This window comes from Roseivirga sp. BDSF3-8 (genome assembly GCF_041449215.1).
GTDB lineage: Bacteria > Bacteroidota > Bacteroidia > Cytophagales > Cyclobacteriaceae > JBGNFV01.
On record NZ_JBGNFV010000001.1, the window covers coordinates 553,901 to 580,847 of the forward strand.

Here is a 26,947-nt window from a genome sequence, read left to right on the forward strand (position 1 = left end):
TACAACAAGGATTGAAACATTGCCTCTATAAACCTATTCTGTCGAGGGGTTAACTTCGAGAGGTAAATCCATCACAACAAGGATTGAAACATGATTGAATCGCACAAGTCCACTGTTTCCCCCGGAACTTCGAGAGGTACTTGAACGCAAGCCCGGATCCACAACAACAAGGATTGAAACGGATCCGGAGCAATGACCGCACGGCGGACCTGTGGAACTTCGAGAGGTAAATCCATCACAACAAGGATTGAAACCGTATTACTGAACCTATAGAGCAATGGGATAGGATTCTTCGAGAGGTAAATCCATCACAACAAGGATTGAAACGTGGCCTGAAAGGCCCAGGGTTTCGAATCCCTTACCGTCTTCGAGAGCAACATCCAGTACAACAAGGATTGAAACACGAGTATGGCAAGAAATACCCCTGGGAAGAAGGCGCAGCGCCATCCCTTCGAGAGCAACATCCAGTACAACAAGGATTGAAACAGAAAGTGGCTGAAAGGTATTATTATGTAGGATTGACTTCGAGAGCAACTTGAACGCAAGCCCGGATCCAGTACAACAAGGATTGAAACTCATCACCGGACTTACAGGTTCCCACATACGCTCATCTTCGAGAGCCTGTTCCAGTACAACAAGGATTGAAACGTCGTTTTCGTGAGTAGGACCCAGCCGGTGGCCATCACTTCGAGAGCAACATCCACTACAACAAGGATTGAAGCGCAATGACTCTACTTGATATATACTTGCTAACTGACACATGGGAAGTAGGGTCCCGTGCCTGGACTAAGGACTCAAGGGGCTTCCAGACAAGAACTAACATAGAGAGGCGTCCGGACATCCTGCTGGTTACCGCCCCTGGTTTAGCATCCGCTAAACCGGTCCCCGGCCTAAATTAGGCGGGGAATTTTTTACCTAGGTAGTAGAAGGTAGTTAATGAGTGAATTGTTAAGTAATAGAGTAATTGAATAATAGAAGTCAGCACTTGTGCCGGTATACGCAAAGGTAAGTACATGCACCTGTAGAGGCGTTCCATGGGGATGCCTATGGTACATATCGCGACTTGTGGCGTCTCATCCGACAGCCTGCAATGGGAAGTACAACTTCCCGAAATGGCAACCACGGGACCGATCGCGGCCCGGTACAACTCCGCGGTAGTATATTATTAACAGCATAATTGAAATAAGGGCCCTTGGACACTGCAAATAGTGGTACCGTTCTTTCTTACCGGAATAAAATCCTTATTTTGCCTGTAGGTAAGCTAATGAACGCTTCCGGGTGTGAATTTATTTAAGCACCCGCCAAAACAGGGGATAAAGCACTATCCATCAATGGATTACGCTTGCGCAAATCAGGCTAAAACGCCCTGAAAATGGTTCTTTGACATGATAAAACAGCAAAAAAGACCGATAGTAAAAATACCTTATCTCTCTGGCTATCTTTTTCTTACACGGAAAATCGCCTTCGAGAGGTAAATCCAGTACAACAAGGATTGAAACCTTACGAGCAATCCGATGACGGATGGAATCATATTCTTCGAGAGGTAAATCCAGTACAACAAGGATTGAAACACTTAAAACCCATTACCTTAGATTCATCGATCAACACTTCGAGAGGTAAATCCAGTACAACAAGGATTGAAACGAAGTGACTTTTTTGGCCGGGTAGACTTAGGCTATTCTTCGAGAGGTAAATCCAGTACAACAAGGATTGAAACCACAAAGGCATTGGATATGATTCTAAGAGCTTTCTACTTCGAGAGGTAAATCCAGTACAACAAGGATTGAAACACAATGTCAGGACCTCCTCTAAGTCGTGTTTCTTACTTCGAGAGGTAAATCCAGTACAACAAGGATTGAAACTCGACCTGAGCTTGCGGGCTCCCTCTTCTCTCTCCCACTTCGAGAGGTAAATCCAGTACAACAAGGATTGAAACCCTTGGTCATGTGGTCATTTCGATATTGCGCATCTCTTCGAGAGGTAAATCCAGTACAACAAGGATTGAAACCAACATCATGATTAATTGTTTTTGAAATTGACACGCTTCTTCGAGAGGTAAATCCAGTACAACAAGGATTGAAACGACCTTATGAACATATTGCCTTGGCTGTCTGCCTGACTTCGAGAGGTAAATCCAGTACAACAAGGATTGAAACATTGCCTCTATAAACCTATTCTGTCGAGGGGTTAACTTCGAGAGGTAAATCCAGTACAACAAGGATTGAAACCCATGGTGCTGCGCTCGTTCATCAGGTCGCGAATCACTTCGAGAGGTAAATCCAGTACAACAAGGATTGAAACTTTTCAATGTCCGTTCTCGATGTCTGGGTCAGGTTTCTTCGAGAGCCTGTTGAGCGCAACCCCGGATCCACTACAACAAGGATTGAAACAAGTCTTTTATAGTTATTCCTATAGACTATAAAGTACTTCGAGAGCCTAATCCAGTACAAGGATTGAAACACTTACAGTCAGTGTAATCCGAATCATTAACTGGCCCTTCGAGAGGTACTTGAACGCATAGTCGGTCTGAAGGGACCCCGGATCCACTACAACAAGGATTGAAACCTACCATGGCCGGGTATCGTCTTCGTAGTGATCGCCCTCGAGCGCCTGTTGAGCGCAACCCCGGATCCATCACAACAAGGATTGAAACGTAGCCAGCGAATCATCAGAAGGTCTTAGCCCGGGTCTTCGAGAGCAACTTGAACGCATAGTCGGTCTGAAGGGACCCCGGATCCACTATAACAAGGATTGAAACATTGTTGATTGGATGTTGCCCGGATCAACGTCCGGCTTCGAGAGCCTAATCCACTATAACAAGGATTGAAAACCCGGGTAAAGTACCACCCCCCGCCAGAGCCCATAGCCGTCAAGCTAAGGGTATAAAGTGCTATTTATCAAAATATTAACAACTGGTTTGTATTCCGAATAATAACTACCGCGGGGTTGTACCCCGTGGTTGCCATCTACGCGAAGTTGATACCGGGTCGCGTTCGACTTCGCATGCACTAAGGTCGATTTATGCTCCCCAGGTATCGAACAGCCAGGATTAGCTGCTCAGCTACTAGCCCCTGAGGGGCTGTTCAGTTAAAAACTAAACTTAAATAATAGGTCCAAGATACGCTTCGCTAATCTCGAACCAGTTAATTAAAAGTAATTTGTGTGCTTAGCTTGACGGCTATGCGTCAGAGCCGGAAACTTCGACAGGTACTTGAACGCATAGTCGGTCTGAAAGGAACCCGGATCCAAAACAACAAGGATTGAAACATATGTGCTTCCCAGTATTCAAGGAAGCTGGTAGAGCTTCGAGAGCCTGTTCCACTACAACAAGGATTGAAACTAAGTTTTGGGTGGGATTAAAACGGCGCCTCGCCTGGCTTCGAGGGCCTGTTGAGTGCATACTTGGTGGGAAGTACAACTTCCCGAAATGGCAACCACGGGACCGATCGCGGCCCGGTACAACTCCGCGGTAGTATATTATTACCGGAATTAATGAATTGAATAGGAGCGATCAATCTTAACATCACCGGAACAGATTGCTAATCAATGTGTTAGTAATATGTATTTTTTGACTAAAAGACCCACTTTTTATTATGAAGCATCAAGATTTATTAGATAAGTTGAATGCCTGTGTGGCAGCGTGTGAACATTGTGCAACGGCTTGCCTGGGGGAGGATGACGTGAAGAAAATGTCTGACTGCATAAAGACTGACCGGGACTGTGCGGATATATGTGCATTGACGGCCAGGCTGGTAGCACGCGATTCCAAGCATGCGAAGCACCTGGCGAAGGAGTGTATCGAGGTCTGCAAGCTGTGTGCTGATGAGTGTGGAAAGCACGAGCACCAACACTGTAAGGACTGTGCGGAAGCGTGCAGGGCCTGTGAGGAGGCGTGCAAAAAGTTCGCTGCGTAAGGGACTGATATTTTGACGAACAACTAAGGATCACAGGGGTTTGAATACGTAAATTCACACCCCTTTTTTTATGAAATTTATAGAGAAACAAGGCGTAAAGATACCGGCACTTGGATTTGGCACCTGGACACTCAAAGGTGCGGGGGGGCAGGAGATGATAAAGCATGCCCTGAAGACTGGTTACCGCCATATAGATACTGCCAAAGCGTATGGTAATGAGGCGGATGTAGGTGCAGCAATAAAAGATGCGGGTTGCGCACGGGAAGAGGTATTCGTGACTACTAAGATATGGCATGACCGCCTGGCTCCTGCTGACTTTAGAGAGGACTTCAAGGATAGCCTGAAGAAACTGCAGGTGGAGTTTACGGACCTGCTGCTGATCCACTGGCCCAGTACTACGGACGTACCGCTGGAGGACACCCTGGAAGAGATGATGAAAATCAAATCGGAAGGGCTGACGCGCCTTATCGGGGTCAGTAACTTTCCCTCGGAGCTGTTCCGGAAAGCCAGCGAACTGACCAAAGGAAACATCGCTGTAAATCAGGTGGAGTATCACTGCTTTATGGACCAGAGTGAGGTGCTGGAGGCTGTCAGGGAAAATGATGCCTTGCTGACGGCGTACTCACCCGTGGGCAAGGGCAAGGTATTTGGCCACGAACTGATACAGAAGATAGGAAAGAAATACGATAAGAATGAGGGGCAGGTGGCCCTCCGCTGGCTTATGCAGCAGGATAACGTGGCCGCGATTCCCCGCACCTCTTCTAAAGACCATGCCGAGTCGAACTTCAATATCTTTGATTTTGAACTCACTGCCGATGAAATGAGCGACCTGAACGAGCTTCAAAGCAAGGAGGGGCGGCTGATCAATCCGGAGTTTGCACCTGATTGGGATTAAAATTTCAGGAAAACGAAAACCTGAGAATCTCATTTACGTGTATATACACATAAATTGATCTAACCATGAGCAAACAACCTCTCATACAACGATACACCATGCACGACCTGGAGCTAAAAAACCGGGTAGTGATGGCACCCATGACCCGCTCGCGGGCAGATAACCCGGAAAACGCTCCTACTGACCTGCATGTGGAGTATTACAAGCAGCGCGCCGGTGCGGGCCTTATCATAAGTGAAGGCTCCCAGGTGAGCACCCAGGGGGTGGGCTACATTAACACGGCGGGTATACATAATAAGGCCCAGGTGGAAGGCTGGAAAAAGGTAACTGATGCTGTACATGCAGAGGGCGGAAAGATCTTTATTCAGCTATGGCATGTAGGCCGCATCAGTCACCCGGACTTTCACGGTGGTAACAAGCCTGTAGCGCCATCTGCCATTAACCCCGGGGAAAAGGCATATACTCCGGAAGGGTTCAAAGAAACCGTAGAGCCGCACGCCCTGGAAACGCAGGAAGTGGAAGCTATCGTGCAGGATTTTAAAAAGGCTGCTGAGAATGCGAAGGAGGCAGGCTTTGACGGGGTGGAGATCCACTCAAGTAATGGCTACCTGTTCCATCAGTTCTTTAGCCGCACCTCAAACCACCGTACGGATAAGTATGGGGGCAGCATTGAGAATCGTGCGCGCTTTCTGTTCGAAGTACTGGACGAGGTGAAGCAGGTATTTCCCGAAGGCCGCATCGGCATCCGGTTGAACCCGAGCCTGGACGGCATATTCGGCATGGAGACTGATGAGGAGACGATCCCTACTTTCGACTATATCGTGAAGAAGGTGAGTGATGAGTATGATCTTGCCTACCTGCACTTGTCGGAACCGTTTACGGATGTGAGCGATAAGCCCCACCTGGTGTCGGAGATTGCGAAGCATTACCGCCCTATGTATAAAGGTACGCTTATGATCAATGGTGGATTTGATCGTGAGAAGGGCAATAGGTTTATAGAAGAGGGCCTGGCTGACCTGGTGTCGTATGCTAAGCTCTATATCTCTAACCCTGACCTTGCCAAGCGGTTTGAGCTGGAGGCTCCGCTGGCGGAGTGGGATCAGGATACTTTCTACACCCCTGGTCCTGACGGGTATACGGATTATCCTTTCCTGGCCGAAACGGAGGTTAATAAGACTTATCAATAAAGACTACAGACGCTGCGAAAGCAGCTTTTTGGTTGCAAAAAAAGGGAGTCCCGCTTTTCGGGTCTCCCTTTATTATAATTAAACGTGATATAGCTCTTTATGCAAAATCTGCGATAGCATCACAGCCGGTACAGCTATCAGGCAGGCAGGTAGGGTTATCTTCCCCACCCCGGGCAGTGATCTTATCGGTAGTGGCAAAACTTGCTACTGAAAGTTCATTTAATGTAAGCTTAGTCTTTTTCATCTTTTATAGTGTTTTGATGTTTACGTCAGATAATATAATGATTTTTTTAGCATATCATTAATGAGAGATAAAATAGATTACTATTTCACTCTTTGCCGGCCAATAATTAACTGCCGGCTTAGCAGGGTATAGCCTGTGCTAAGGCCATACTATTTTACTAATGAGCCAACAGGTATCAGGTACATTCTGATGTGTCAAACTCCCGGCAGTCATTATATCCATGACAGGCTGTTTAATACAACGTTTCGCATGCCTGACTAAGTCAAATACATGCAGATGGGCTGGTTCCGCCTCTTGCTTTAAACGCGGTGGTTGTTTGGAGGCTGCTAACATTTAGTTTGTGAAGGGGCATTCTGGTCTTCGTCATAGCTATATTATTTTATCTATCATTTAATATATCCATTTTTATTATAAATAGATTTATTTCCTCTTTTAATGGATATAATTAAAAAACCAGGTACCCTTAGCCTGAAGGTTATATTTTCCTGCCTGTCCTGATTTTCATTACCTCCTTTTGCCCCCCGCTATTTATGTATTGTAGTTCGATAGTGATGCCGTCTGTGGCAATGAGCTCTTCTATCTGATCGTATTCCTCATAGCCCAGCCCATTTACGCTGATGACTTCCAGGTCATTGACCAGCCCCTGTTCGGCCTCTTCGCTACCCGGCTGCACATTATTCAGGTACATTTTCCCGGCTTTTCGCCTGATGGTGAAGTTGGTGGCGGGGTATAAGAATGGTTTATCGTAGTAGCTATTGGGTTCATAGTAAGCCTTCATCCCGTTATAATCCAGCAGCCAGTTGAACCGGTGGAGTATGCCACTGCCTGCTATGCCCAGGGTATTGGGGAGGGCATTTATTCCTTGCTCAGAGGCTGTAACGATAATGGGTATTTCCTCCAGTCTGTGGGCACCCAGTTGGAGGGCGGGTATGGTGGATTTGAAGTCACCGGAGCGTGGGCCTTTAGTGAGGCTTCTGAAGCCTACAAAAAAGCGTTCCCTGAACTCTTTATTGAGGCTATGGGCTTTTACATAGGAGCTATTAAGCAGAAAAGCAGGTCCGGCCCCGGTGTCCATAAACACATCACCGGCATAGGACTGACCAGAGGCCAGCCTGATCGTCATGGGCAGTTTGGGAATCTGTATGCCATCTTTAAACGAAAAGGTAAGCTCTCTGTGGTAAAGGCGGGTTACCTGCGCCATATCGTTATACAGGGTCAGTTGGGCCCTATCATAATCAATCTTTACGGGGTATTTGGATAAGAGGGTGTGGCCAATGATGCCGTCTATACGGTATGCTCCGCCCAGATGATCAAGATCTACGAGGACAGTGGTAACGTTACTGAGGCTTATCTCATTTACCAGCAGGGTGTCTAATGATGTGAGGCTATAGGTGGAGCTGCCATGTGCCCCTTTGCCTGATTGCTGCCCCATTTCTGTCATATCATACTGCCGGGCCACGAGGCTATCCAGTACGCAGGTGGTGGCCCCTGTATCGAATACAAAATTCAGCGGGTCTTTTGTTTGTCCCAGTTTTACCTTGATGAAAATAAGCCCGTCTACGAGGGTAAAGGGGATCACGACAGGTTTTGGGAGTGGGGTGGCTTTAGGTTCTTCAACCTGCTGTACCTCAACTTTGAACATGTTTATCTCAGTGAAAAAGTATTTTTCGTTAAATGAAAACGTGTATTCTTTCTGCTCACCTTTCACCATGGCAATTACGGCTACTACCAGGCCGGCCCCGGTATGTGTTCTATCTGCAATTTCATAGCTGTCGGGGGCACTGGCCTGCATGGGCAGGGCCTTAAGAATGGCTGTAGCGGTAGGCTCTGCATGACCTGACACGGTCAGTTCTTCTGCCAAATAAGGCTGGAGACTGTCAAAATGATTAGTGGCTATATGGGCAAACAGGGCCTCGAGGCGCTGGCGGATAAGATCATCTTCCTGCGCCTGCTGTGCGTAGGAAAGGACGGGCATCAGTAGCAGGCAAATAACAACTACCTTTTTCATGTATACGGGGGGTTTGGTTATATATGTGCCCATAACTGATCGGGGATAAATATACATGGCTGCGGCCCGGCATGAGGTTAAATTCTGTTAAATGATGTTAATGGTTCATATGGGCAAAAGAAAAGGCCCCGCCTTATTGGCAGGGCCTTTATGATCTCACTGGTCTGATTCTTTACTTAGTAAGGATCATGCGGTGGGTATCTACTTCTTCGCCGTCGGATATGAGGGTGTAGATGTACATACCAGGCTCAAGTGAGCGGCCTTCTATTACCACTTCTCCATTACCGGCTCTGAGGTTATCAAAGGACATAACCTGCTTGCCACTCATATCATATACCAGCAGGGTGGCATTGCTACTAGCGGGCAGTTCGTAGGCTATGCGGGTCTCGGCACTGAAGGGGTTAGGCGTATTGCCGAATACCTTTGCCTTCCCTTGCAGGGCATCAGTACTGCCGGTGTTGCTTATTTCATCGAGTTTACGCCGCATATCGGCCATTTCGGATTCCAGGGCGGTGAGTTTCTGCTGCAGGGCAGCGTTTTCCTGCTGCTGGGCGTCAAGCTCCTGGATAGCTTCTGCCAGATAGGGTATCATGCCTATGTAGTTGACGCCGAGGTATTCCATCTTATCGGGCTCGGCTACATCGCCTTCGCCGGTGGCGGCATTTTCATCGATATGCATGTATACGATCTCTTCCACCAGGGCAGGGAATACCTGCTGCATTTCCTGAGCCATGAAACCATGGTGCTCTCCCCGGGGCAGGTTCAGGCGCTGCAGGTCGCCTTCGTTCTTGTATGTGTAATCGTAAGCCTTAAGCATGCGGAGCCTTTCCAGGACGGTGGGGCCGTTCTGGCGGGCATTTTCGTTGCTTACCACATTTTTCAACCTTGCGTCGCTGGGGTTAGAGAAGGTGCCGGTTACAGTAACATTGCCACTGAAGAATCCGGCGAAGTTGGTACTGCCACCTGAGGCGGAAGCACGCACGCCATAATTTGTATTACCTCCGGAAGCGTTGGCATCTACGGCTGTCACGACATTAGCGGAGCTGCTAGCACGAGCCGAGATGGCTGTATTGCTGCTGGTGGCGCCTACGGTTCTGGCAAACAGGCCAAAGTTAAATGACTCAGACCCGGCGTCGACATTTATGTTCTGCCCTCTGATGCCTGAACTATTCTGGTACCCAAACACATACAGCTCGTAAAAGTCGGCGCTTACCCCACCGGGGTCGGTACCGAGAAAGAGATTTCCCCGGGCATCCCAGCGGCCGTAGGTACGCTTGATGTCGTCGCTACCGATGAAGTTAAATCGTAACTCTGAGTTAGAGCTGGAGGCGGTATTGAGGTTATCTGTCCAACTGACGGTGGGCTGGTTATTATCATCCGAGCCGGTTAGCAGACTGAGGGGGCCGTCCTGCATACGTATGCCGTAAAAGGGTAATACGCCATTGGGTCCGCGGCCGATGCTGGTCCATTCGCTACTAGCGCTGGTAACACTGCCGAAGGTACCTGCAGATCGCTGGCCAAAGTTCTCATTAACGTAGAGTTTAAGGGCCGGGCCGGGAGGTGCAAAGGGTATGGAGTTGGTACCCACGGCAACGGGACCGAGCCGGGAGGCGAGTTCACCGCTAAGAAAAGGGGACGTGCCTGTCCACTGGGCTTCGGCTGCAAAGGATACAGCCAGCAAGGCAGTTGATAATATCACTGCCTTTACCGAAGTAAATAGGTTTTTCATAGGTTATATAGTTATAATAAATAAATAAGTTACCTGGTCAGGATACCTGCTGAAAAGTGGTAGGATGTGCATTCATAACTCAGATGAATGGAGCAGGGTGCGTAGTTTAGTAAGTGAGAAACAGAGACTTACACATAAGGTTTAGGGAAATTTTCAAGGTGTAGAGAAGAGTATTGTTATGAGAAAATATTTGTTATCGCAATTATGGGCTGGTGCTAACAAATAAAAGGGGCCTGGGTTATGAAAATGGGTTTTTATCCAGATAATCAGTATTTGCAATTGGGGGTTTCCGCACATCAAAAAAAACTGATATTATATGATATTCATGCGGAACGGGTTTAAATATCTTATTGTGCAGCCTTCTTAAAATTAATTAAACTATACTTAAAGGATTATTAAATTCATCATCACATATGACCTACCGGGAAATAGAAACCGTGAATGAACTGATAGATGTACTGAAAAAGGAGCCCTCTCTGAGCTATTATGCTTTTCAGAATCTGGACTTTAATGAGGTGGAGACGATTGCCCGTGGGCGCACTTTTGCTAACTGCCTGTTTTTGGGATGTGACATCCCGGCCTCGCTCATGCATGGATTTGAGAAAAGCTCGGTGATATTCCCCAAAATGGACATGCCTTTTAATGTATATCCAAGTCACTTATATACGCGCGATACGCTTATGGAGGGCTATGTGCGTGGCAGGCCTGAAACGTATGAGCTTACACCGGATAAGGTGATCTATGATTATTACCTTGACACGGGCAAGGAGGCGGTGAATATTAAGGATACGCTGGCGCGGCGGCTGCATGACCATTCTATTACGGATGCGCTATATGACTTTCTGGCGCTGTATGATGAAAGAAAGGTGGTGGCGATCATGGGGGGCCATACTATGCTGCGTACAAATCCGGACTACCTGGAAATGGCCCGTGTGAGTAAACGGCTGACGGAAGAAGGCTACCTGATGATCTCGGGCGGTGGCCCGGGTGCCATGGAGGCCACGCATGTAGGGGCTTATTTTGCGGGAAAGGACAGCTCTCACCTGGAGGAGGCCATGGATATATTGTGCGAGGCACCTGCCTATACGGACACGCTCTGGCTGGATAAGGCTTTTGAGGTGATTCACCGCTACACCCCCTCTCCTTTTCACAGTGTGGGAATCCCCACGTGGCTGTATGGCCACGAGCCGCCTACGCCCTTTGCCAGCCTGATAGCGAAGTACTTTGCCAACAGCGTACGCGAAGACGGCCTGCTGGCGGTGGCTAAAGGGGGGGTAATCTATGCGCCGGGTAGCGCAGGCACTATACAGGAGGTATTCCAGGACGCTACGCAGAACCACTATCTTAGCTTTGGCTATGCGAGCCCAATGGTCTTTTTCGATAGTGGGTACTGGCAGCATAACCGCCCGGTATATCCGCTGATAAAGGCGATGGCGGATGAGGAGAAATACGAAAATATGATCCTCTCGCTTACGGATACGGCGGAGGAGGTGATTGCTGAAATCAGAAAATTTACCTCCTGAGCAAAAGGCAGCATACCTTTTTGTGCTAAGCCTGTTAGGTAGGTATATGGCAAAAGATACCGAAAAAGAAGCAGCAGCAACGAAAGCCCTAGACTATATAAAAGACGGCTATGTGGTAGGCCTGGGATCAGGCTCTACGGCTGCCATCATGATCCGGCTGCTGGGCAGGCGTGTGGCAGAGGGACTGAGGATAACGGGTATACCCTCTTCGGCAGCCACGAAAGAGCTGGCCGAATCGCATGGCATAAAGGTAAAGAACTTGTCTGAAGTGGGGCACATCGATGTGAATATCGATGGGGCGGATGCCTTTGATGAACAATTAAGGCTGATAAAAGGGGGTGGCGGGGCTCTGCTCCATGAGAAAATCGTGGCCTCGGCTTCTTCCCGCAATATCATCATTGCGGACTCTTCTAAGTTTACGCAGTACCTTAACCAGGCTTACCGGCTGCCAATAGAAACTATCCCGATGGCCTCGGACCTGATAGCGGAGCGACTGGAAAAGGCGGAGTTTTCTCCCCGGCGCCGGAAAAATGGCCGGCATTCGTTTCTCACGCAGGAGGGTAACCATATCATTGACCTGGATATTGGTCACTTCAGAGACCTGGACGACCTGGACCGGCAACTGCATGCCATACCGGGGGTGGTAGAGACGGGCTTATTTCTTAACTATACTCACTTAGTGATTATGGGTGAGGGATCTGGTACGCGGATATTTGAGCGGAAAGCGGGTATGATGGGGTAAAGGGTGCCGGGCACATGACTTTCAGGCCCTGATTTTTATTTTATATATTATACTAAATAGTGTTTAACCATCTACTGACTGGCCGCTGGTGGCTGTATCAGGAATAGCACTTTAAGCACGACAAATAGCCAAAAACAAATAAATTGCCCTGTGAGCCAGTACTTTGCTGGTCCTGCGGGTAATTATATTGATAGCAATAAGCTATATTCATATGATGTAACTCCCGGTACTATGGGATACTTTTTATGAACCACCTGCTATCATGAAAAAGATTGGCTCATCCTGGTACGGAATGCTATGCGCCATGGCCGTACCCCTTTTCACTTTACTACTTACGGGTTGCCTGGAGAACGTAGAGGCCCCGCCAGAAACTGTTATATCTGACGATTTTGTCGACCTAAGGCCTCAGCAAACCGCGCTGCGTAACCAGGGTGGCCGGGGCACGTGCATAGTGTTTGCGGGTGTGGCGGCTTTAGAGGCGTCGTACAGGCGGTATGGCTATGGAGAACCGGACCTCTCTGAGGAGTTTATCAACTTCACGAGGAAATCGGCTTACCTGCATCCTATCTGGGATGATCACATGGCTGATGGTGTGCACAGGATAGAGACCCAGCTTGGGAGTACCGGAGGCGGTGGCGGTGTGGGCGTAGTGGTGGAATTGAGCAAAGGCTATAAGATACCGCTGGAAGAGGTAATGGGGTACCATGACAGTGAAGATTACTACAAGGATAACTTTCCGGCGCTCACTATTGCATTGGATAAGGGGGCTGGCGCTACCCAAAAGGAATATAGCGACTTTAACCTGGACCCTGAGATACTCACGCATGATATTCTTCATAATGAGGATTGGTATGGGGTGGCAGCATACAGGAATCTGGATGATGCGACTGATACGGATGAAATAGAGACTATCCTGAAAAGCGGCAAGGAAGTGGTATGGGACTTTAGCGGAAGCGCGCCCTGGGATGAAGGGGGTGTGGATGACCGGGGGGTATGGCAGGAGTGCGGCAACTGTAATGTGATAGCCCACAGCATGCTTATCGTGGGGTTTGATAAGCGGGACAGTGACCCTTCCAGGCATTACTTCATGGTAAAGAACAGTTGGGGTGAAGACGAATCTGCACTAGATCTGGATGGCTATACGGCTATTTCGTATGATTACGTGAGGCGGTATGGTTTGGCGGCTGCCTACATCCAGCGGCCGGCTGCTATATCAGAGTGGCCTGAGATTGCCTTCTTTGGCCGCTGGAAACTGAATTACGATGGCCTCAGGGGTACTCTGGACATCTATCACCTGCCGGGCATGGCGGACTATGTATTTGAGTACAATTATACTACGGGGGCTATCCCTATCCAGTATAATGACTACCGGATAGGCACTTTTTATGATTCACAGGGCAACCCTTACCGGGTCAACGGCAGTGTACTGGGAAATAAGATCACGTTTTATATCGATAATAATAAGCCTCTGCTGCGATGGGATGAGGTAAGCGGCCGTAAGTTTGAGTTCTACCTGAGGCGTAATGACTTTATGGCAGGACAATTCACTGATACGGACGGGAATACTTATGGCGGCTACGCGTCTAAGGGGCAGTATTCTTCATCCGGTGGGGACACTCCCCGGCCCTTTGGCTTGGCGGCTTACTATGAGAGTGAGTGGTATTTTAGTACGGAGGGGGCATACGGCGAACTGTATTTTGACGAGGTGGTATCTGACCAGTCTGCAGATCACGTTATTATAGAAGGTAGATTTACTTCGAGTTGGGAAAACCTGGTATCGAGGGCACAAATTAAGTTTTATAACAATAAGCCTCATAAGGTCTATTTACAGATCGCAAAACTCAGTAGCGAGGTGGGGGTGGTTAACCTGACGGGCCACCATCATACGTGGGACTCCGGGCTTATTACCGGAAAGGCTGATCAGGCCCCTTCGGTTACTTATCCGTTCAAGATGACGAGGATTAACTAGGCTCTAGGGGGGCAATGGGTACTGAGCGACACTACAGGGTGTCGCTTTTTTTGTTTACGGGTACACTTGTGTATTATGCAGCATGAAACCAAGGGGGCTTGATGTACTGATAGCGGAGATAGACCGCCAGCACTTGTGGGAGCGTGACATAAGGCTAAAGCGCAATGAGTTTGTGGCAACGCCGGGTGACCTGAATACGCACCTGTACGTGGTGGTGAGCGGGGCGCTGCGAATGTATATAATGGATGACGGTGTGGAACACGTTGTGCGCTTTGGCTACCCGCTCAACCTGGTGGGGGTGCTGGACTGCCTGATGACGGGCCGCCCGACACAGTTCTATATGCAGGCGATCAAAAAGACGGAGCTAAAGGCGATATCGCAGCAGGCTTTTGAGAGGCTTATACGCAGCACACCCGAGATGCGTACACAATATGAGGCTATACTGAAGAACCTTGTGCACCAGCAGATGGAGCGTGAAATGGATCTGCTGACGGCCTCTCCGCAGGCGCGCTACCGCCGGGTGCTGGCGAGAAGCCCGCAGCTATTTAATGAGGTGCCGCACCGGCACATTGCCTCATACCTGCGTATGACGCCGGAGACGCTGAGCCGGGTGAAAAGAGAGGTGGAGTGAGGGGGGCGAGAGTCGGCTTAGCGAAAGTCGGACCACCGAGAGTCGGACCACCGAGAGTCGGACCACCGAGAGTCGGGCCACCGAGAGTCGGGCCACCGAGAGTCGGGCCACCGAGAGTCGGGCCACCGAGAGTCGGGCCACCGAGAGTCGGGCCACCGAGAGTCGGGCCACCGAGAGTCGGGCCACCGAGAGTCGGGCCACCGAGAGTCGGGCCACCGAGAGTCGGGCCACCGAGAGTCGGGCCACCGAGAGTCGGGCCACCGAGAGTCGGGCCACCGAGAGTCGGGCCACCGAGAGTCGGGCCACCGAGAGTCGGGCCCGCCCCTGAAGAAAAAAGTGTGTCACCTTTTTTCTTCTATCCCCTCCTAGGGGGTGGGGAATGGCTAATGTGGTATTTTTGAGCTGATTACACGCTTAACCTGACGGCTATGCTCCCACAGGAGGGGAATTATTTGTGCTTATTGCTACAGAGCTACATTTTTAAAAGCAAATCATGCATAATCAGTAAAATAGGGCCTTGTCTTGAGGGCTAGGCTGAAGGTGGCGGGAATAGCAGACTCAGGCATCGGCAAAATGTTTATCTGGCTGCTGATCTGCTACTTTATACTGTCCCAGCACATTGGCAGGGGGTGTGGCGGCAGGAAATTCGCTCTGCAGCGCCTTAATAAGCTTTTCACTATTTTTCAGACAGTCATGGTTTATGGAAAAAAGCTCTTCACCTGCCATTAGCAGGAGGGTTTCTTTGTCTTTAACATGAATGCCTCTTACATCAGCCTTCAGGATAGTGGTTTCCTTGTTTTTACCATGGCGGATGATTATGTGCTGGTTTGTGAGTGTGACGGTGTATCGTTTCAGGAATGATATACCTAAAGACACCCATGCTATGGCTGATATGCCGATGAGTATGGAGGGGAGTAGCCCATAAAAAAAATTAAACCAGTATAGCTTAGTACCTAAATATAAGGACCAACACGACCAATGTCATGATGACCTGGCGGCGGGAGCTGGTAAATACTATTTGATCCTGACCGGGCAAGGCTTTTGATTTTTTGTAAAAATAGGGGCTGCCGGTTAAAAATAAAATGTAATAAGCATGGGGATACTACCTGAAAAGATGGACTTTCCATCAAAACCTTAATCAAGATCAATGCTTTTGGGGGTAGCAATGGGGACCTTTGGATAAACGAGATATGCTATGAAGATCAACAGCCACGAATTGCTAGCGGAACTAACGGCCCTTGTGAATGAGCACCTTGAGCGGGGAGAGGGATTGCTCCAGCTACCTGAAGAAACGCTGAACCGTAAGCCGGACGTTACTAGTTGGAGTACGCTTGAGTGCCTGGAGCACATGAATCTGTACGGTGATCACTACCTGCCGGAAATGAAACGGCAGATCGGCAAGAGCAGGCATAACCCTTCTCCTTCCTACCGGCCGGGCTGGTTTGGCAACTGGTTTGCGGGTATGATGCAACCTAAAGAGAAACTGAATAAGATGAAGACCTTTAAAAGTAAGGACCCCTGGGGGAGCACGCTGGATAAGGGGGTGGTGGGGCGCTTCATTGAGCAGCAAAAGGCGCTACTGGGTATCCTGCAGGAAGCCAAGGGGGCCGATCTGGGCAGGGTGAGGGTGCCTATGACGATCCCGCTGATGAGGGTGAAGCTGGGCGATACGCTACGCTTCTTTGTGAACCACAATGAACGGCATATGCGACAGGTGGAGAGGGTGCTTATAGATATACAAAAAGGGCATAGTCTGGTGAAATAGAAGAAACAGGCTGGAAGGGGTATGGTGTCGATTTCTGCAGGCAGCAGACATGGTAAATGATATGATGCCTTTTCACTAACCCTGTGGGATAGGAAGGCTAATTTTAGTGGATAAATAACTCCCGACATACTTACCCGGCCTTCTACCAGAATCCAGTTGTCTTGTATACTCAAACTGACCCTGACATCATTATGCTCCATAAAGCAGAGGGCCAGTTCATAATCGCATTGGTTATGTTTGGTTATGTCCAGGTGCTTCTTCGGCCCAAGGTCTACCTCTCTTGCATAGAGGGGCTTAATGTCGGTAGCTGAGGGCTTTTTAGAGTGGGTGCGGTCCAACTGGTACCTCGGGCGAAAAGTTGACTCGCACCCGCCCCTGAAGAAAAAAGTGTGTCACCTATTTTCTTCTTTCCCCTCCCAAGGGGTGGGGAGTGGTAACATGCTATTTCTGAACTGCTTACATTCTTAACTCGAGGGCTGGAGGCACCCCCCCTGAAATGAGAAACTTTATTCTTTACGTTTTGGGATAGGAAGGCTTATTTTTAGTGGATATACGGCTCCGGACATATTTACACGGTCTTCTATAAGGATCCAGTCGTTTTGTATACTCAAACTGACCCTGACATCATTATGCTCCATAAAGTAGAGGGCCAGTTCATAATCGTATTGGTTATGTTTGGTTATCTCCAGGTGCTTCTTCGGCCCAAGGTCTACCTCTCTTGCATAGAGGGGCTTAATGTCGGTAGCTGAGGGCTTTTTAGAGTGGGTGCGGTCCAACTGGTACCTCGGGCGAAAAGTTGACTCGCACCCGCCCCTGAAGAAAAAAGTGTGTCACCTTTTTTCTTCTTTCCCCTCCCAAGGGGTGGGGAATGGTAACATGCTATTTTTGAACTGCTTACATTCTTAACTCGAGGGCTATGCACTACCGACGGAGGTTGAACTCGCACACGAGCAGATGCAAAACAGCTATTCGAAGTTGAGTTATTGACATCGGGGGGATGTAACCTGGCAGCAAAGGCAGACTAATTGACCCCTGGCACATTTAGCCACTATCTGCCAGGTACCCTTCCGTCCGCGAGGGAGCCGTCGTTGTAGCTATGACATTTGCTTTTTAAACAGGCATATGATTTGAGTGAATCATTTCAGGCGCGGCCACCTTCCCTAAAACAGGGAAGGAATTTCGGACTCTCATTGGTGCACGCATCTCACTTGTACCATGCAATCCTTGGATTGCCCGCTGGCAGGGGTTCAGGCATCCTTTATTGAAAGCCATACAAAGCACCGAAACAAGTCTCCCTTTGCTAGCATAGCGGTCAAGCTAAGAGTTGATCCAATGTAAATTACCTTCCTGGGAGCCGGGGTCGGGACCGACTCGGCCTCAAATGGCCATTTAGAACTCAAATAAAGATTCCGGAGCCGGGGTCTTTCAGACCGAGTACGCAGGCGACTGGGTTAGGCTGTAGGTATAAGCTGAAATAATGGATTATTGCTCCAGCTTTAGACCCACCCCGGCGTGAGCTATTGCCATTCCAAAGTAAATTTCTGCGCCTGCCCGACGTGTGCGTCCCCAGTCTCAAAAGGGGACTAACTTCTTATTAATTGATTTACAGTAATTTGTGTGCTTAACTTGACGGCTATACCTTTGATAGAGCCTTAGCTTGACGGCTATGCCTCTGAAGCAGCATTAATCCCTGCCAGCTATAGTATGCCCTGGCTGCTAATTGTGTTGTATTAGTAGTCGTGCATAGGTATAAGAACGCCTACTTTCCCCATTATTTCCTATCCCCCACCCTGCTTTCGATGTTTTAATTATGCGTAATGCTGATGCTCTTACACATATATAGCATCTCCTGGTAAAACTTATCCTTATCATTTTCAAAGCTTGAAAAGGTAAAAGCAATGGAGTGATCGCCATTTACATGTAAGAGGGCTCCTCCATAATATGAGGTGGAATCAGTATTGACGACATAGTCATACAAAATCCGGGTAGTATCGTTATTAAGGATCAGTGGGTTAAGGTCACTAATGTAGTCACTCGCGAAGCTGAACTTCTCGAAGGCTACAATTAGTTCTTTTTTGCCGGAAGCACCTTTTGGGGCTATGCCATAGATGATCATGCTATCACAATTCCGGCTGTCGCAGTCTTCTCTAAAGGCCAGTTCAACGGCTTCGCTATTTACCTGCTGCCAGTCGGAAGGCACCTGCATTTGAATGGAGTCTCCTACATTAATTTCTTTATAACCTTCCCGGGGCTCACGCCTGGCTTCGGCGCTTTCGTCACTAACACCGGAGGTTTCAGCGGCTTTTTCTTCCTGCTTGTCACTACAGCGGATGAAACCAACCAAGCTCCAGACGCACAGTAGAACTATATACTTAGCCATTTCCTTAATTCCTCTAATGGTATTACTTAAATATCTCTGCAAATATGCGGATTACACAACGTTAATTAGCCATGGTGGTGATAAAGAATAGTGCTGACGCAAGGATATAGGCTATTGCAAACAGGATGCTGAGGTAGGTTTGCTTCTTAGTCCAGTGGGAAAACCTCCTGATGATATCGGTGTGAACTTTTCTATTGGAAAACCAGGCCATACATGCGATTACCCATAAAAAGCACAAGAGCAGGGCCAGGTTTTTACTGATCAGCTCAGGGTCTGCTCCGAGCAGGCGCCAGATGCTTACCATATTGGAGAAGGTTATGAGGCCAAAGGTGGCTGAGGCCCGGTACTCCATATGCTTTAGGCCGAAAGAAATGGAGCGCCAAAGAATATATATGCTATAGTATAGGCTATACATGGTGCCGGTTTGGGTAATTACCTATTAAAGCGTGACGTAGAGAGGCGTACTCCAAAGAAGACGTTATAGCGCATTAAATATTTAGGTTGGTAAACTCCATAACTTTTATAATGTACCGGATATGTAGCTCTTTTCTTTGTTGATAAACAATCAGTTGCTCCAGGTCGACCACTTTATTAATTTCCTGTATTACTCTGGCAAAATGCTCATGGTCGGGAAACCGGAGGGTGAATTGGTCTTTATATTTGTCCGCAGATCGTTGATATAATTCAGGGGCCGTATATTGATACACCCTATAGGTTTGAGGGCTAACTATTTCTACTTTATAATACGCTGCATCTGACCAAACTTTACTGAACTCCTCATGGTCTATTTTACCCATTACACCATCTTTTGTGATGGTCAAACACACCTCGCTTTCGTCTGGGAGGGTGGTGATGTTAAGGCTGTCCAGCCTGTACCATAATGATTCTATATCACCATTCAGGGTGTCTGTATTATACTGCAGGGGAAACTTAAACCAGGGGTAGACATAGGCACTGAGCTGATAGACGCTATCCTGAAAGGCGATTTGCACGAGGGTTTTTGCGCCCATGGGATAGATGGAGTAGAACCTCATACAGAACTCGCCTTGCTGTAGCTGAGGTACTGGCAACCTACCTGCCGCCCCCCTGTCCGCTGATCTTTCATATACTACCGGGTCGGGCATGGCGGCTTGCTGTGCAAGAGTGCCTGCACTACATAGGAGGATAAGGGCGAACGTAAGGCCCGCTATGTGCCGGATATATCTCATAGGGTTATTTGTCACAATATAGGGGATATACCTGAAAGCACCATTCTGATAAAAGGCGGTATGAAGACAGAAAAGCGGTAGCGGAATAGTCCAATTACAGGCAATTTGACCAGCGCCAAACGCTATATACCGCCTACATATAGGCTACCTATAGGATAGGTACAGGATAGGCGAAGTAGTTACGGACCAGAAACGGAGCAGAGACGAAGTAGCTCGGGGGGATTTGTGGATAACTCACCCTTTCAAAGTAGGTGGAATTGTTCTGTAAATATAGGAAAAATTCAATCATTGGGGAATAATTGGCACCTGACAATGAAGGCAGGTGCCTGAAGTTTTTAGTGGTATATACAAGCAGTATCAGGGCCTTGACAAGCTGTTTGAGCCTCAGAATAGCCGCATGTTTCTACGTCTTGTCCTGATGCATGCGGACAGCCAATGCAGACTGTTTCAAGTCCACATGAATTATAAGTCCATCCACCTTTTATCTTAATACTTGCTTTGGTGACAAAGCTGGAAACTTTCAGGTCTTTCAATGATAGCTTTTTCATAATATTTTAATACCTATAAAGTGTATTACTAGACATGTTATTGATACACACACATTGTATTCCTTACACAGGCAGATACTGCCTCTGAAGGACCACAACTATAGAACCCTGAATCACCACATTTAAACGATTCACATCCGTACATGGTGATCTGATTGGTACCACCTTTAACATTACTTCCAGTTATAAAGCTGGAAACCTTCAAGTCTTTCAATGATAACTTTTTCATAAAATCTAATTTAATTGGTCTTATTAATACAATATAACCAAACAAAAGTAATTAGCCTCACCAAAAATCACTTACCCTATTTTATTAAACTTCTTAATGGAAATGTTAAAAAGACCAAATGCGCGCAGGATATTCCCGTAGAAGAAAGAAACTTATATAAAAAATGCCACGAAATATACTCGTAGGATTTTACTCTGTATAGCAGACCCATATATCCGAGCAGTCCCCATAAGGACTGCCCTGCGTAAAGCATTCACCATAGGTAAGATAAGGGTCCGTTGGCTGTACACATCCTTTCATCAATACTTTCTTCACCTTTTACCTCATGAGTTTCCTTCTTCACGTCTATAGCCGAGGTAGTAAAACTGGAAATAGTAATAGATATTAGTCTTTCTAATAATTAATGTGTGTTTTTTATTTATATAAATAAAAAACATAAATCAAGTAGTGATAACACTAAAGCCATATATTACCTGATAGACATTACGAAAAATGGACAAAAGAAAGCAAGGTAATTTAAAGTAGTTTATCTCTCCCACCTCCGCTTACAATTTGCTATGTTTACCCTAGACTTAATCGCTTGTCATGAATAATAGAAGAGATTTTTTGAAGACATGTAGTCTCTCTGCGTTCCCCCTGCTTATGCCGGTAAGCGGACTGGCCGCCACGCTGGGTAGTGAACTGGCTACCCCTGAAGAAGATGCAGGACAAAGCAGGATCAATTTTATATATGATGATATCTCTCTGTCCTTTTCACCGGCAGATTATATTAAAAAGCTGGAAGCGATAAATAAAGAAAATAGTATACAGCCGGATATATACGGAAACGGTGGTGTGACCCAGCGGCTTGAGGAGGAGTTTGCTGCGATTACGGGTAAGGAGAAGGCGATATACCTGCCTACGGGCACTATGGCAAACCAGGTGGCTTTGAAGCTCCTGAGCGGGGACCATACGAAGGTCTTTGTACCGGAAAACAGCCATACTTACCGTGATGAGGCAGACGCGGCCCAGACGGTTCATAGTAAACGGCTGATCCCGGTGGGTAAAGGGAAGCCTTATTTTACGGCAGAGGACCTGCAAAAGGAGATAACTTACCTGCAGGAGGGGGAGGTGTTCAGAAGCGGCATGGGGGCAGTAGCTATTGAAAACCCGGTGAGGCGTGAAAATAATACGTTTGTGCCACTTGAGGTAATAAAAGAGGTGGCGGCCTACTGCCAGTCTAATGGCCTGAAACTGCACCTGGACGGTGCGCGCCTGCATATCGCTTCGGCCTACGCGAAGGTGCCGGTAGCGGAATACTGCTCGTACTTTGACACGGTGTATATTTCTCTATACAAATACCTGAATGCTACGGGCGGGGCGATCCTCTGCGGTGAGGCGGAACTCATAGACCAGGTAGCACACCAGATAAAGATATTTGGCGGCACGGCCTTTCATAGCTGGCCACATACGGCTATGGCGCTGCACTACCTGAAGGGAATAGATGAGCGCTGGCAAAAGGTAGTGGAGTCCGGCGAGGAGTTAATCCGGGCGCTGAATGGCATAGAGGGGGTTACGATAAGCCGTATTCCGAATGGTACTAACGCTCACAGGATGGCACTGGATGACTCAATCGACCTGAAGAAAATGGCCACCTACCTCGACACAGCACATCAGATAAATATTGGTAAGGCGGACAGTGAAGGCATTGTAGGCTTTACCATCAATGAGAGCATTCACTTCCGTAGTATGGGTGAACTGGTCCGGGCCTTTAAAGATGGGGTTAGGGCTGCAAGGGTGTAGGTGGCTGGATCATCGAATGGCTGTGCTTTACCGGGCCATTAGCCTGCAATCAGGCCCCTTAGAGATAGTATAATGTATGATTTTTCATTCATTAATGAACAAAATGGGGGTTATTGAATGATTTTTCATACAAAGTGAATCAAATACCGGGCGAATCCGTTAAATTTATAGAGGAATTACATACCTTAAATCTATGGCTTACAACGGGTATACCGATAAAAAACTGGAAGAACTCATAGGGGCATTTGTAAAGCATCATCGCCTGCAACAAAACAAATCCCAGCAAGAGCTGGCCGATGCAGCCGATATAAGCCGCTCTACCCTTAGCCTGCTGGAGCGTGGCGAGACCGGCAATACCGAAACCCTCATTCGTGTACTTCGCGTACTGGATCAGCTTCATATCTTTTCTGCCTTTGAGGTAAAAGAACCCATTAGCCCTATCGCCCTGGCCAAATTACAGCAGGAAAAACGTAAGCGTGCCCGCAGCCAAAACAAGTCCGATGAAGCCCCTGATTCCGACTGGTAATGATCACCATTGCAACCGTTAAAATATGGGGACGTGATGCCGGTGCTATCGCATGGCAGCCCGACCGGGGACTGGCTACCTTCGAGTATGCACCCTCCTTTGTCCAAACCGGCTGGGACCTTAGCCCTTTGAAAATGCCCCTTAAAGATGGGCGAAGAATCTATGAATTTCCCGAGCTTAGAAAAAAACCTAACGACCCCTATAATACCTTTAAGGGCCTGCCCGGCTTGCTCGCCGATGTACTGCCCGACCGCTACGGTAACCAGCTTATAAATGCCTGGCTCGCACGTAACGGTCGACCGGAAGATAGTATGAACCCCGTCGAAACCCTCTGCTTCATCGGCCAGCGCGGTATGGGGGCACTGGAGTTCGAACCCGCACAGTTTAAGGCAGGTACCAATACCTTTTCCGTAGAGATAGACCAACTGGTAGACATCGCGCGCCAGATGCTGGAGTACCGGGAGGGCTTTGCTACGGAACTGGATGATAACCATGATGAGCAGGCCATCCGCGAGATGCTGAAGATAGGCACCTCCGCCGGTGGGGCGCGACCCAAAGCCGTCATAGCCTATAATGAAAAGAGCGGCGAGGTACGCTCCGGACAGACCCGTGTACCCAAAGGCTTCGAGCACTGGCTCATAAAGCTGGACGGTGTAAGTGACGTGCAGCTCGGTGCCACCCAGGGCTACGGCCGTGTGGAGATGGCCTACTACCTCATGGCAAAGCACTGCGGTATAGACATCATGCCCAGCACCTTGCTGGAAGAGAATGGCCGCGCACACTTCATGACCAAGCGCTTCGACCGCGAAGGTGCGGACACCAAGCACCATATGCAAACCTTTTGCGCCATGAAGCACTTCGACTATAACGAAGTGACCAGCTACAGCTACGAGCAGCTCTTCCAGACCATGCGCGAACTAAAGCTCACCTACCCCGAGGCCGAGCAGATGTATCGCCGGATGGTATTTAATGTACTGTCCCGCAACTGTGACGACCATACCAAGAACTTCGCCTTCCTGATGAAAAAAGATACCGCCAGGTGGACCCTGGCCCCCGCCTACGACATCTGCCACGCCTACCGCCCAGGCAGCCAGTGGGTAAGCCAGCACGCCCTCAGCGTCAACGGCAAGCGGCAGCACATCACCAAAGCCGATTTCCTCACCGTAGCCGAAGCCATGAACATCCGCAAGCCGGAGCACATCATCCAGGAAGTAAACGATACCGTAAATCAGTGGGAGCACTTTGCGGATGAAGTGGAGGTACTACCTGACCTGAAGAAGGCAATAAAGAAAACGCTGGTATCTGTATGATTTTTCATTCATTAAGAGTGAAAAACAGGGTTATTGAATGATTTTTCATGCAAAACAGCTTGAGATAACTTTATTCGGGGTTTGGACAGGCTATAGCAGTGATTATGGCGTTTGCATTATCCACAACTTCCCAGACCCACCCCGGAGTGAACAGTCCGATTTCATAAGCAACCACATAGCCCGACCCTCCGCGGAGGGTATTTACACCAGAGCTTAATCAATAAAAAGCTGGTTATAAGGCAACTCTAATGACTTTTAGCAGTGAGCAAAATCCTTCCCTCGGGAAGGTGGCCGCCAAAGCATTAGCTTACCTCTACAGAAACACTGGTTTGAAAGGAAGAAAATAAGGATATTACTAATGCCCACGTGGCGGTCGGAAGGGGTCCTCCGCCTCCTCGAGGTACCCACTATGATAGACCAGCGCCTCGACTACATCCACCAAAACCCGGTAGCCGCAGGCTATGTACTGGAACCAGAACACTATCCGTATAGCAGTGCTGTGGATTATGCAGGTGCGCCATTTAAGGCTATTGGAGTTAGGGAGAGGGTGCTGGTGGTTTTTATTGAGTAGGTAGCTTTGGCTTTGCACGATGTAACTACCGCGAGATTAGCGATAGCTTAATCTTGTCTAGACAAATCGTAGTTTTTTTTACTAGCTGCCTTCTCACGTTTTTGAAATATCACTACATATAGAAATACCTATACAAAGGCACCTAAATTTATAGATAGATGTATAAAATTTTACCCAAAATAAGCTATATACAATTTTTATAAATTCATTAAAAAATTTCCTAAAAAAACATGTCTAAATAATTGTTATATTTAACTAAATAGCGTTTGGACTATTGAAAAAACAACTCTATATTTGTACTACATTAAAAATTAAAAAAATTAAATTTTACATGGATTTATCTTTAAAAAACTATAGTAAATTTCAAATGCCTGAACAAAAAGAAATCAAATTATGGAAAGAGGCATATTTCATTTTCGACTCTTCGTCACTATTAAATATATATCATATACCAATAAGCTATATACATGAGATAGAGAAGATTTTTAAGTGCATATCAGACAGAGCTTGGATTCCAGGTCATGTAGAATTCGAGTATCTGAAAAATAGAGAGCATGTTTTACAAGAGCCAATTAAAAAATATGACTCTATAATTGAAAAATTAAAAAATCTAAATTCAATTGTAGAGAAGGAATTTAAAACGACAATTTCGAACATAATAAAAGAAACCAAAAATGAGAATAAACACCCTTTCATTCCTTCACAAAGCTTTAACAAACTAGTTGATGTAATTGAAAAATTCAAGCAAGATGTAGAGTCACTATCAGAACCAATTTACTCAGAAGTTGAGAGTCAAACTAGAGCCATCAATGATCTACTGGCAGATGACTCGTATTTTAAAATCCTTCAAGAAACTTTTGAAGTTGGTCAAAACTACAGTTTCAAAAAGCAATTAGAAATAGTTAAAGAAGGCCAATACCGCTACAATAATCAAATCCCTCCAGGTTATGGAGATAAAAACAAAAAATCAGGAATTCAAAAATATGCGGATTTAATCATATGGAAGCAAATTTTAGACTTCGCTAAAGAAACCAATAAACCTATTATACTAATAATAGATGACATAAGTAAAAAAGATGACTGGTGTCATATTGATAATAGAAAACGGATAACACATCCAAATAATGATCTTATTAAAGAGTTTATGGATTACTCAGAGAAGGATTTTTGGATGTATACATTGTCTGATTTTATATACAAATCACAAAAGCATCTTGCCACTGAAATAGACATTACTACAATTGATGATATGGTGAGTAATCTCTACTATAGTGACAACTATATAGTATATGATTGCAATAGCTGTAAGAAAAGAGATATCATGACGTTTGATGATATCTCAGAAAATTTAGATCTCACAGACTCTCAAGAAAGGGGCATGGGTTATGAAACACATTACGAATACGTAGTCGGTTTCATATGCGAACACTGTAACAACTCATTGAATATTAATATTGAGGTTGTAGAATATCCTGAAGGTAATATTGACTATATAGAATGTAGATTAGAGGGTGGAAATACTGTTAGAGAATATTTCAACATAGAGTTACGCAAAGAAAAAGAACCGGAAATGTGTGAACTATGTGGTGAGTACCCTCAATACAATGGATTACCAACATGCTTTAATTGTGACGAAAAAACAGCGAAAGCTGATTTTGATTAAACCACTCATCTGGCTGAGACTGACTCCCTTCTACTTTGGAAGGGAGTTTTTTTTAATGTGTGCTATAATATTTGCCTTTTTTACATTTAAGCAATGCCCCATCACCCTGCATTGGGAGGTACC

Annotated in this window: 23 protein-coding genes and 2 CRISPR repeat arrays (1 of these 25 only partly in view); of the genes, 13 read left to right on the forward strand and 10 right to left on the reverse strand. The window is 47.1% G+C overall.

Going from position 1 to position 26,947, the window contains the following annotated elements; genetic code table 11:
• Positions 1–90: a CRISPR direct-repeat array (repeat unit 24 nt) (it extends 960 nt beyond the left edge of the window).
• A gap of 1,372 nt (positions 91–1,462) precedes the next feature.
• Positions 1,463–2,301: a CRISPR direct-repeat array (repeat unit 37 nt; unit sequence CTTCGAGAGGTAAATCCAGTACAACAAGGATTGAAAC).
• Positions 2,302–3,593: 1,292 nt separating this feature from the next.
• From AB9P05_RS02150 to AB9P05_RS02160, 3 genes are all read left to right on the forward strand, one after another.
• A complete protein-coding gene (locus AB9P05_RS02150; RefSeq protein ID WP_371907172.1) occupies positions 3,594–3,914 on the forward strand; it encodes a four-helix bundle copper-binding protein in 321 nt (106 codons plus the stop codon).
• A gap of 70 nt (positions 3,915–3,984) precedes the next feature.
• Positions 3,985–4,809 carry an aldo/keto reductase gene (locus tag AB9P05_RS02155; protein ID WP_371907173.1) on the forward strand — a complete coding sequence of 275 codons (825 nt, stop codon included), beginning with the start codon at positions 3,985–3,987 and terminating at the stop codon, positions 4,807–4,809.
• Between the two features lie 65 nt (positions 4,810–4,874).
• The gene (locus AB9P05_RS02160; RefSeq protein ID WP_371907174.1) at positions 4,875–5,996 is read left to right on the forward strand and encodes an alkene reductase; all 1,122 of its coding nucleotides are present in this window, start codon (positions 4,875–4,877) and stop codon (positions 5,994–5,996) included.
• Between the two features lie 97 nt (positions 5,997–6,093).
• Here the strand turns inward: AB9P05_RS02160 and AB9P05_RS02165 are convergent, their stop codons facing one another.
• The 3 genes from AB9P05_RS02165 to AB9P05_RS02175 form a co-directional block, all read right to left on the reverse strand.
• The gene (locus tag AB9P05_RS02165) at positions 6,094–6,240 is read right to left on the reverse strand and encodes a hypothetical protein (RefSeq protein ID WP_371907175.1); all 147 of its coding nucleotides are present in this window, start codon (positions 6,238–6,240) and stop codon (positions 6,094–6,096) included.
• Between the two features lie 475 nt (positions 6,241–6,715).
• Entirely contained in the window at positions 6,716–8,248 is a 1,533-nt protein-coding gene (locus AB9P05_RS02170) for a retropepsin-like aspartic protease (RefSeq protein WP_371907176.1), read from the reverse strand.
• Between the two features lie 172 nt (positions 8,249–8,420).
• Positions 8,421–9,977, reverse strand: a complete 1,557-nt coding sequence (locus AB9P05_RS02175; protein ID WP_371907177.1) for a tail fiber domain-containing protein — start codon at positions 9,975–9,977, stop codon at positions 8,421–8,423.
• Between the two features lie 413 nt (positions 9,978–10,390).
• Between AB9P05_RS02175 and AB9P05_RS02180 the strand changes: the two genes are divergently transcribed.
• The 4 genes from AB9P05_RS02180 to AB9P05_RS02195 all read left to right on the forward strand — a co-directional run bounded on the left by AB9P05_RS02180 (position 10,391) and on the right by AB9P05_RS02195 (position 14,842).
• The gene (locus tag AB9P05_RS02180; RefSeq protein WP_371907178.1) at positions 10,391–11,500 is read left to right on the forward strand and encodes an LOG family protein; all 1,110 of its coding nucleotides are present in this window, start codon (positions 10,391–10,393) and stop codon (positions 11,498–11,500) included.
• 46 nt (positions 11,501–11,546) lie between these two features.
• The gene (gene rpiA, locus AB9P05_RS02185; RefSeq protein ID WP_371907179.1) at positions 11,547–12,242 is read left to right on the forward strand and encodes a ribose-5-phosphate isomerase RpiA; all 696 of its coding nucleotides are present in this window, start codon (positions 11,547–11,549) and stop codon (positions 12,240–12,242) included.
• Between the two features lie 262 nt (positions 12,243–12,504).
• Positions 12,505–14,211 carry a C1 family peptidase gene (locus tag AB9P05_RS02190; RefSeq protein WP_371907180.1) on the forward strand — a complete coding sequence of 569 codons (1,707 nt, stop codon included), beginning with the start codon at positions 12,505–12,507 and terminating at the stop codon, positions 14,209–14,211.
• A gap of 82 nt (positions 14,212–14,293) precedes the next feature.
• Positions 14,294–14,842: a Crp/Fnr family transcriptional regulator gene (locus tag AB9P05_RS02195; RefSeq protein ID WP_371907181.1), complete on the forward strand. Its 549-nt coding sequence runs from the start codon at positions 14,294–14,296 to the stop codon at positions 14,840–14,842.
• 558 nt (positions 14,843–15,400) lie between these two features.
• Here AB9P05_RS02195 and AB9P05_RS02200 read toward each other — a convergent pair.
• Positions 15,401–15,718, reverse strand: a complete 318-nt coding sequence (locus AB9P05_RS02200) for a hypothetical protein (protein ID WP_371907182.1) — start codon at positions 15,716–15,718, stop codon at positions 15,401–15,403.
• A gap of 319 nt (positions 15,719–16,037) precedes the next feature.
• Between AB9P05_RS02200 and AB9P05_RS02205 the strand changes: the two genes are divergently transcribed.
• On the forward strand, positions 16,038–16,607 hold the full coding sequence (locus AB9P05_RS02205; protein WP_371907183.1) for a DinB family protein: 570 nt from the start codon (positions 16,038–16,040) through the stop codon (positions 16,605–16,607).
• Between the two features lie 506 nt (positions 16,608–17,113).
• Here the strand turns inward: AB9P05_RS02205 and AB9P05_RS02210 are convergent.
• The 6 genes from AB9P05_RS02210 to AB9P05_RS02235 all read right to left on the reverse strand — a co-directional run bounded on the left by AB9P05_RS02210 (position 17,114) and on the right by AB9P05_RS02235 (position 20,972).
• Positions 17,114–17,383, reverse strand: coding sequence for a hypothetical protein (locus tag AB9P05_RS02210; RefSeq protein ID WP_371907184.1), 270 nt, complete (start codon positions 17,381–17,383; stop codon positions 17,114–17,116).
• Between the two features lie 1,028 nt (positions 17,384–18,411).
• The gene (locus AB9P05_RS02215; protein ID WP_371907185.1) at positions 18,412–18,987 is read right to left on the reverse strand and encodes a hypothetical protein; all 576 of its coding nucleotides are present in this window, start codon (positions 18,985–18,987) and stop codon (positions 18,412–18,414) included.
• 61 nt (positions 18,988–19,048) lie between these two features.
• The gene (locus tag AB9P05_RS02220; protein WP_371907186.1) at positions 19,049–19,339 is read right to left on the reverse strand and encodes a hypothetical protein; all 291 of its coding nucleotides are present in this window, start codon (positions 19,337–19,339) and stop codon (positions 19,049–19,051) included.
• Between the two features lie 136 nt (positions 19,340–19,475).
• Entirely contained in the window at positions 19,476–20,195 is a 720-nt protein-coding gene (locus tag AB9P05_RS02225) for a hypothetical protein (protein WP_371907187.1), read from the reverse strand.
• 335 nt (positions 20,196–20,530) lie between these two features.
• Positions 20,531–20,743 carry a pinensin family lanthipeptide gene (locus tag AB9P05_RS02230; RefSeq protein WP_371907188.1) on the reverse strand — a complete coding sequence of 71 codons (213 nt, stop codon included), beginning with the start codon at positions 20,741–20,743 and terminating at the stop codon, positions 20,531–20,533.
• Between the two features lie 37 nt (positions 20,744–20,780).
• Positions 20,781–20,972, reverse strand: a complete 192-nt coding sequence (locus AB9P05_RS02235) for a pinensin family lanthipeptide (RefSeq protein ID WP_371907189.1) — start codon at positions 20,970–20,972, stop codon at positions 20,781–20,783.
• A gap of 585 nt (positions 20,973–21,557) precedes the next feature.
• Between AB9P05_RS02235 and AB9P05_RS02240 the strand changes: the two genes are divergently transcribed.
• From AB9P05_RS02240 to AB9P05_RS02260, 5 genes are all read left to right on the forward strand, one after another.
• Positions 21,558–22,754, forward strand: a complete 1,197-nt coding sequence (locus tag AB9P05_RS02240; RefSeq protein WP_371907190.1) for a low specificity L-threonine aldolase — start codon at positions 21,558–21,560, stop codon at positions 22,752–22,754.
• Positions 22,755–22,947: 193 nt separating this feature from the next.
• Positions 22,948–23,280 carry a helix-turn-helix domain-containing protein gene (locus AB9P05_RS02245; protein WP_371907191.1) on the forward strand — a complete coding sequence of 111 codons (333 nt, stop codon included), beginning with the start codon at positions 22,948–22,950 and terminating at the stop codon, positions 23,278–23,280.
• Entirely contained in the window at positions 23,280–24,590 is a 1,311-nt protein-coding gene (locus AB9P05_RS02250) for a type II toxin-antitoxin system HipA family toxin (RefSeq protein WP_371907192.1), read from the forward strand. Before AB9P05_RS02245 ends, AB9P05_RS02250 begins: the two co-directional genes overlap by 1 nt.
• A gap of 358 nt (positions 24,591–24,948) precedes the next feature.
• A complete protein-coding gene (locus AB9P05_RS02255) occupies positions 24,949–25,161 on the forward strand; it encodes a hypothetical protein (protein WP_371907193.1) in 213 nt (70 codons plus the stop codon).
• Between the two features lie 331 nt (positions 25,162–25,492).
• Positions 25,493–26,824, forward strand: a complete 1,332-nt coding sequence (locus AB9P05_RS02260) for a PIN-like domain-containing protein (RefSeq protein ID WP_371907194.1) — start codon at positions 25,493–25,495, stop codon at positions 26,822–26,824.
• The last annotated feature ends 123 nt before the right edge of the window (positions 26,825–26,947 follow it).

Coding starts and splice junctions, on each gene's coding strand:
- AB9P05_RS02150 (WP_371907172.1), top strand. CDS start 3,594: ATGAAGCATCAAGATTTATTAGATAAGTTGAATGCCTGTGTGGCAGCG.
- AB9P05_RS02155 (WP_371907173.1), top strand. CDS start 3,985: ATGAAATTTATAGAGAAACAAGGCGTAAAGATACCGGCACTTGGATTT.
- AB9P05_RS02160 (WP_371907174.1), top strand. CDS start 4,875: ATGAGCAAACAACCTCTCATACAACGATACACCATGCACGACCTGGAG.
- AB9P05_RS02165 (WP_371907175.1), bottom strand. CDS start 6,240: ATGAAAAAGACTAAGCTTACATTAAATGAACTTTCAGTAGCAAGTTTT.
- AB9P05_RS02170 (WP_371907176.1), bottom strand. CDS start 8,248: ATGAAAAAGGTAGTTGTTATTTGCCTGCTACTGATGCCCGTCCTTTCC.
- AB9P05_RS02175 (WP_371907177.1), bottom strand. CDS start 9,977: ATGAAAAACCTATTTACTTCGGTAAAGGCAGTGATATTATCAACTGCC.
- AB9P05_RS02180 (WP_371907178.1), top strand. CDS start 10,391: ATGACCTACCGGGAAATAGAAACCGTGAATGAACTGATAGATGTACTG.
- rpiA (WP_371907179.1), top strand. CDS start 11,547: ATGGCAAAAGATACCGAAAAAGAAGCAGCAGCAACGAAAGCCCTAGAC.
- AB9P05_RS02190 (WP_371907180.1), top strand. CDS start 12,505: ATGAAAAAGATTGGCTCATCCTGGTACGGAATGCTATGCGCCATGGCC.
- AB9P05_RS02195 (WP_371907181.1), top strand. CDS start 14,294: ATGAAACCAAGGGGGCTTGATGTACTGATAGCGGAGATAGACCGCCAG.
- AB9P05_RS02205 (WP_371907183.1), top strand. CDS start 16,038: ATGAAGATCAACAGCCACGAATTGCTAGCGGAACTAACGGCCCTTGTG.
- AB9P05_RS02215 (WP_371907185.1), bottom strand. CDS start 18,987: ATGGCTAAGTATATAGTTCTACTGTGCGTCTGGAGCTTGGTTGGTTTC.
- AB9P05_RS02220 (WP_371907186.1), bottom strand. CDS start 19,339: ATGGAGTACCGGGCCTCAGCCACCTTTGGCCTCATAACCTTCTCCAAT.
- AB9P05_RS02225 (WP_371907187.1), bottom strand. CDS start 20,195: ATGAGATATATCCGGCACATAGCGGGCCTTACGTTCGCCCTTATCCTC.
- AB9P05_RS02230 (WP_371907188.1), bottom strand. CDS start 20,743: ATGAAAAAGCTATCATTGAAAGACCTGAAAGTTTCCAGCTTTGTCACC.
- AB9P05_RS02235 (WP_371907189.1), bottom strand. CDS start 20,972: ATGAAAAAGTTATCATTGAAAGACTTGAAGGTTTCCAGCTTTATAACT.
- AB9P05_RS02240 (WP_371907190.1), top strand. CDS start 21,558: ATGAATAATAGAAGAGATTTTTTGAAGACATGTAGTCTCTCTGCGTTC.
- AB9P05_RS02245 (WP_371907191.1), top strand. CDS start 22,948: ATGGCTTACAACGGGTATACCGATAAAAAACTGGAAGAACTCATAGGG.
- AB9P05_RS02250 (WP_371907192.1), top strand. CDS start 23,280: ATGATCACCATTGCAACCGTTAAAATATGGGGACGTGATGCCGGTGCT.
- AB9P05_RS02255 (WP_371907193.1), top strand. CDS start 24,949: ATGCCCACGTGGCGGTCGGAAGGGGTCCTCCGCCTCCTCGAGGTACCC.
- AB9P05_RS02260 (WP_371907194.1), top strand. CDS start 25,493: ATGGATTTATCTTTAAAAAACTATAGTAAATTTCAAATGCCTGAACAA.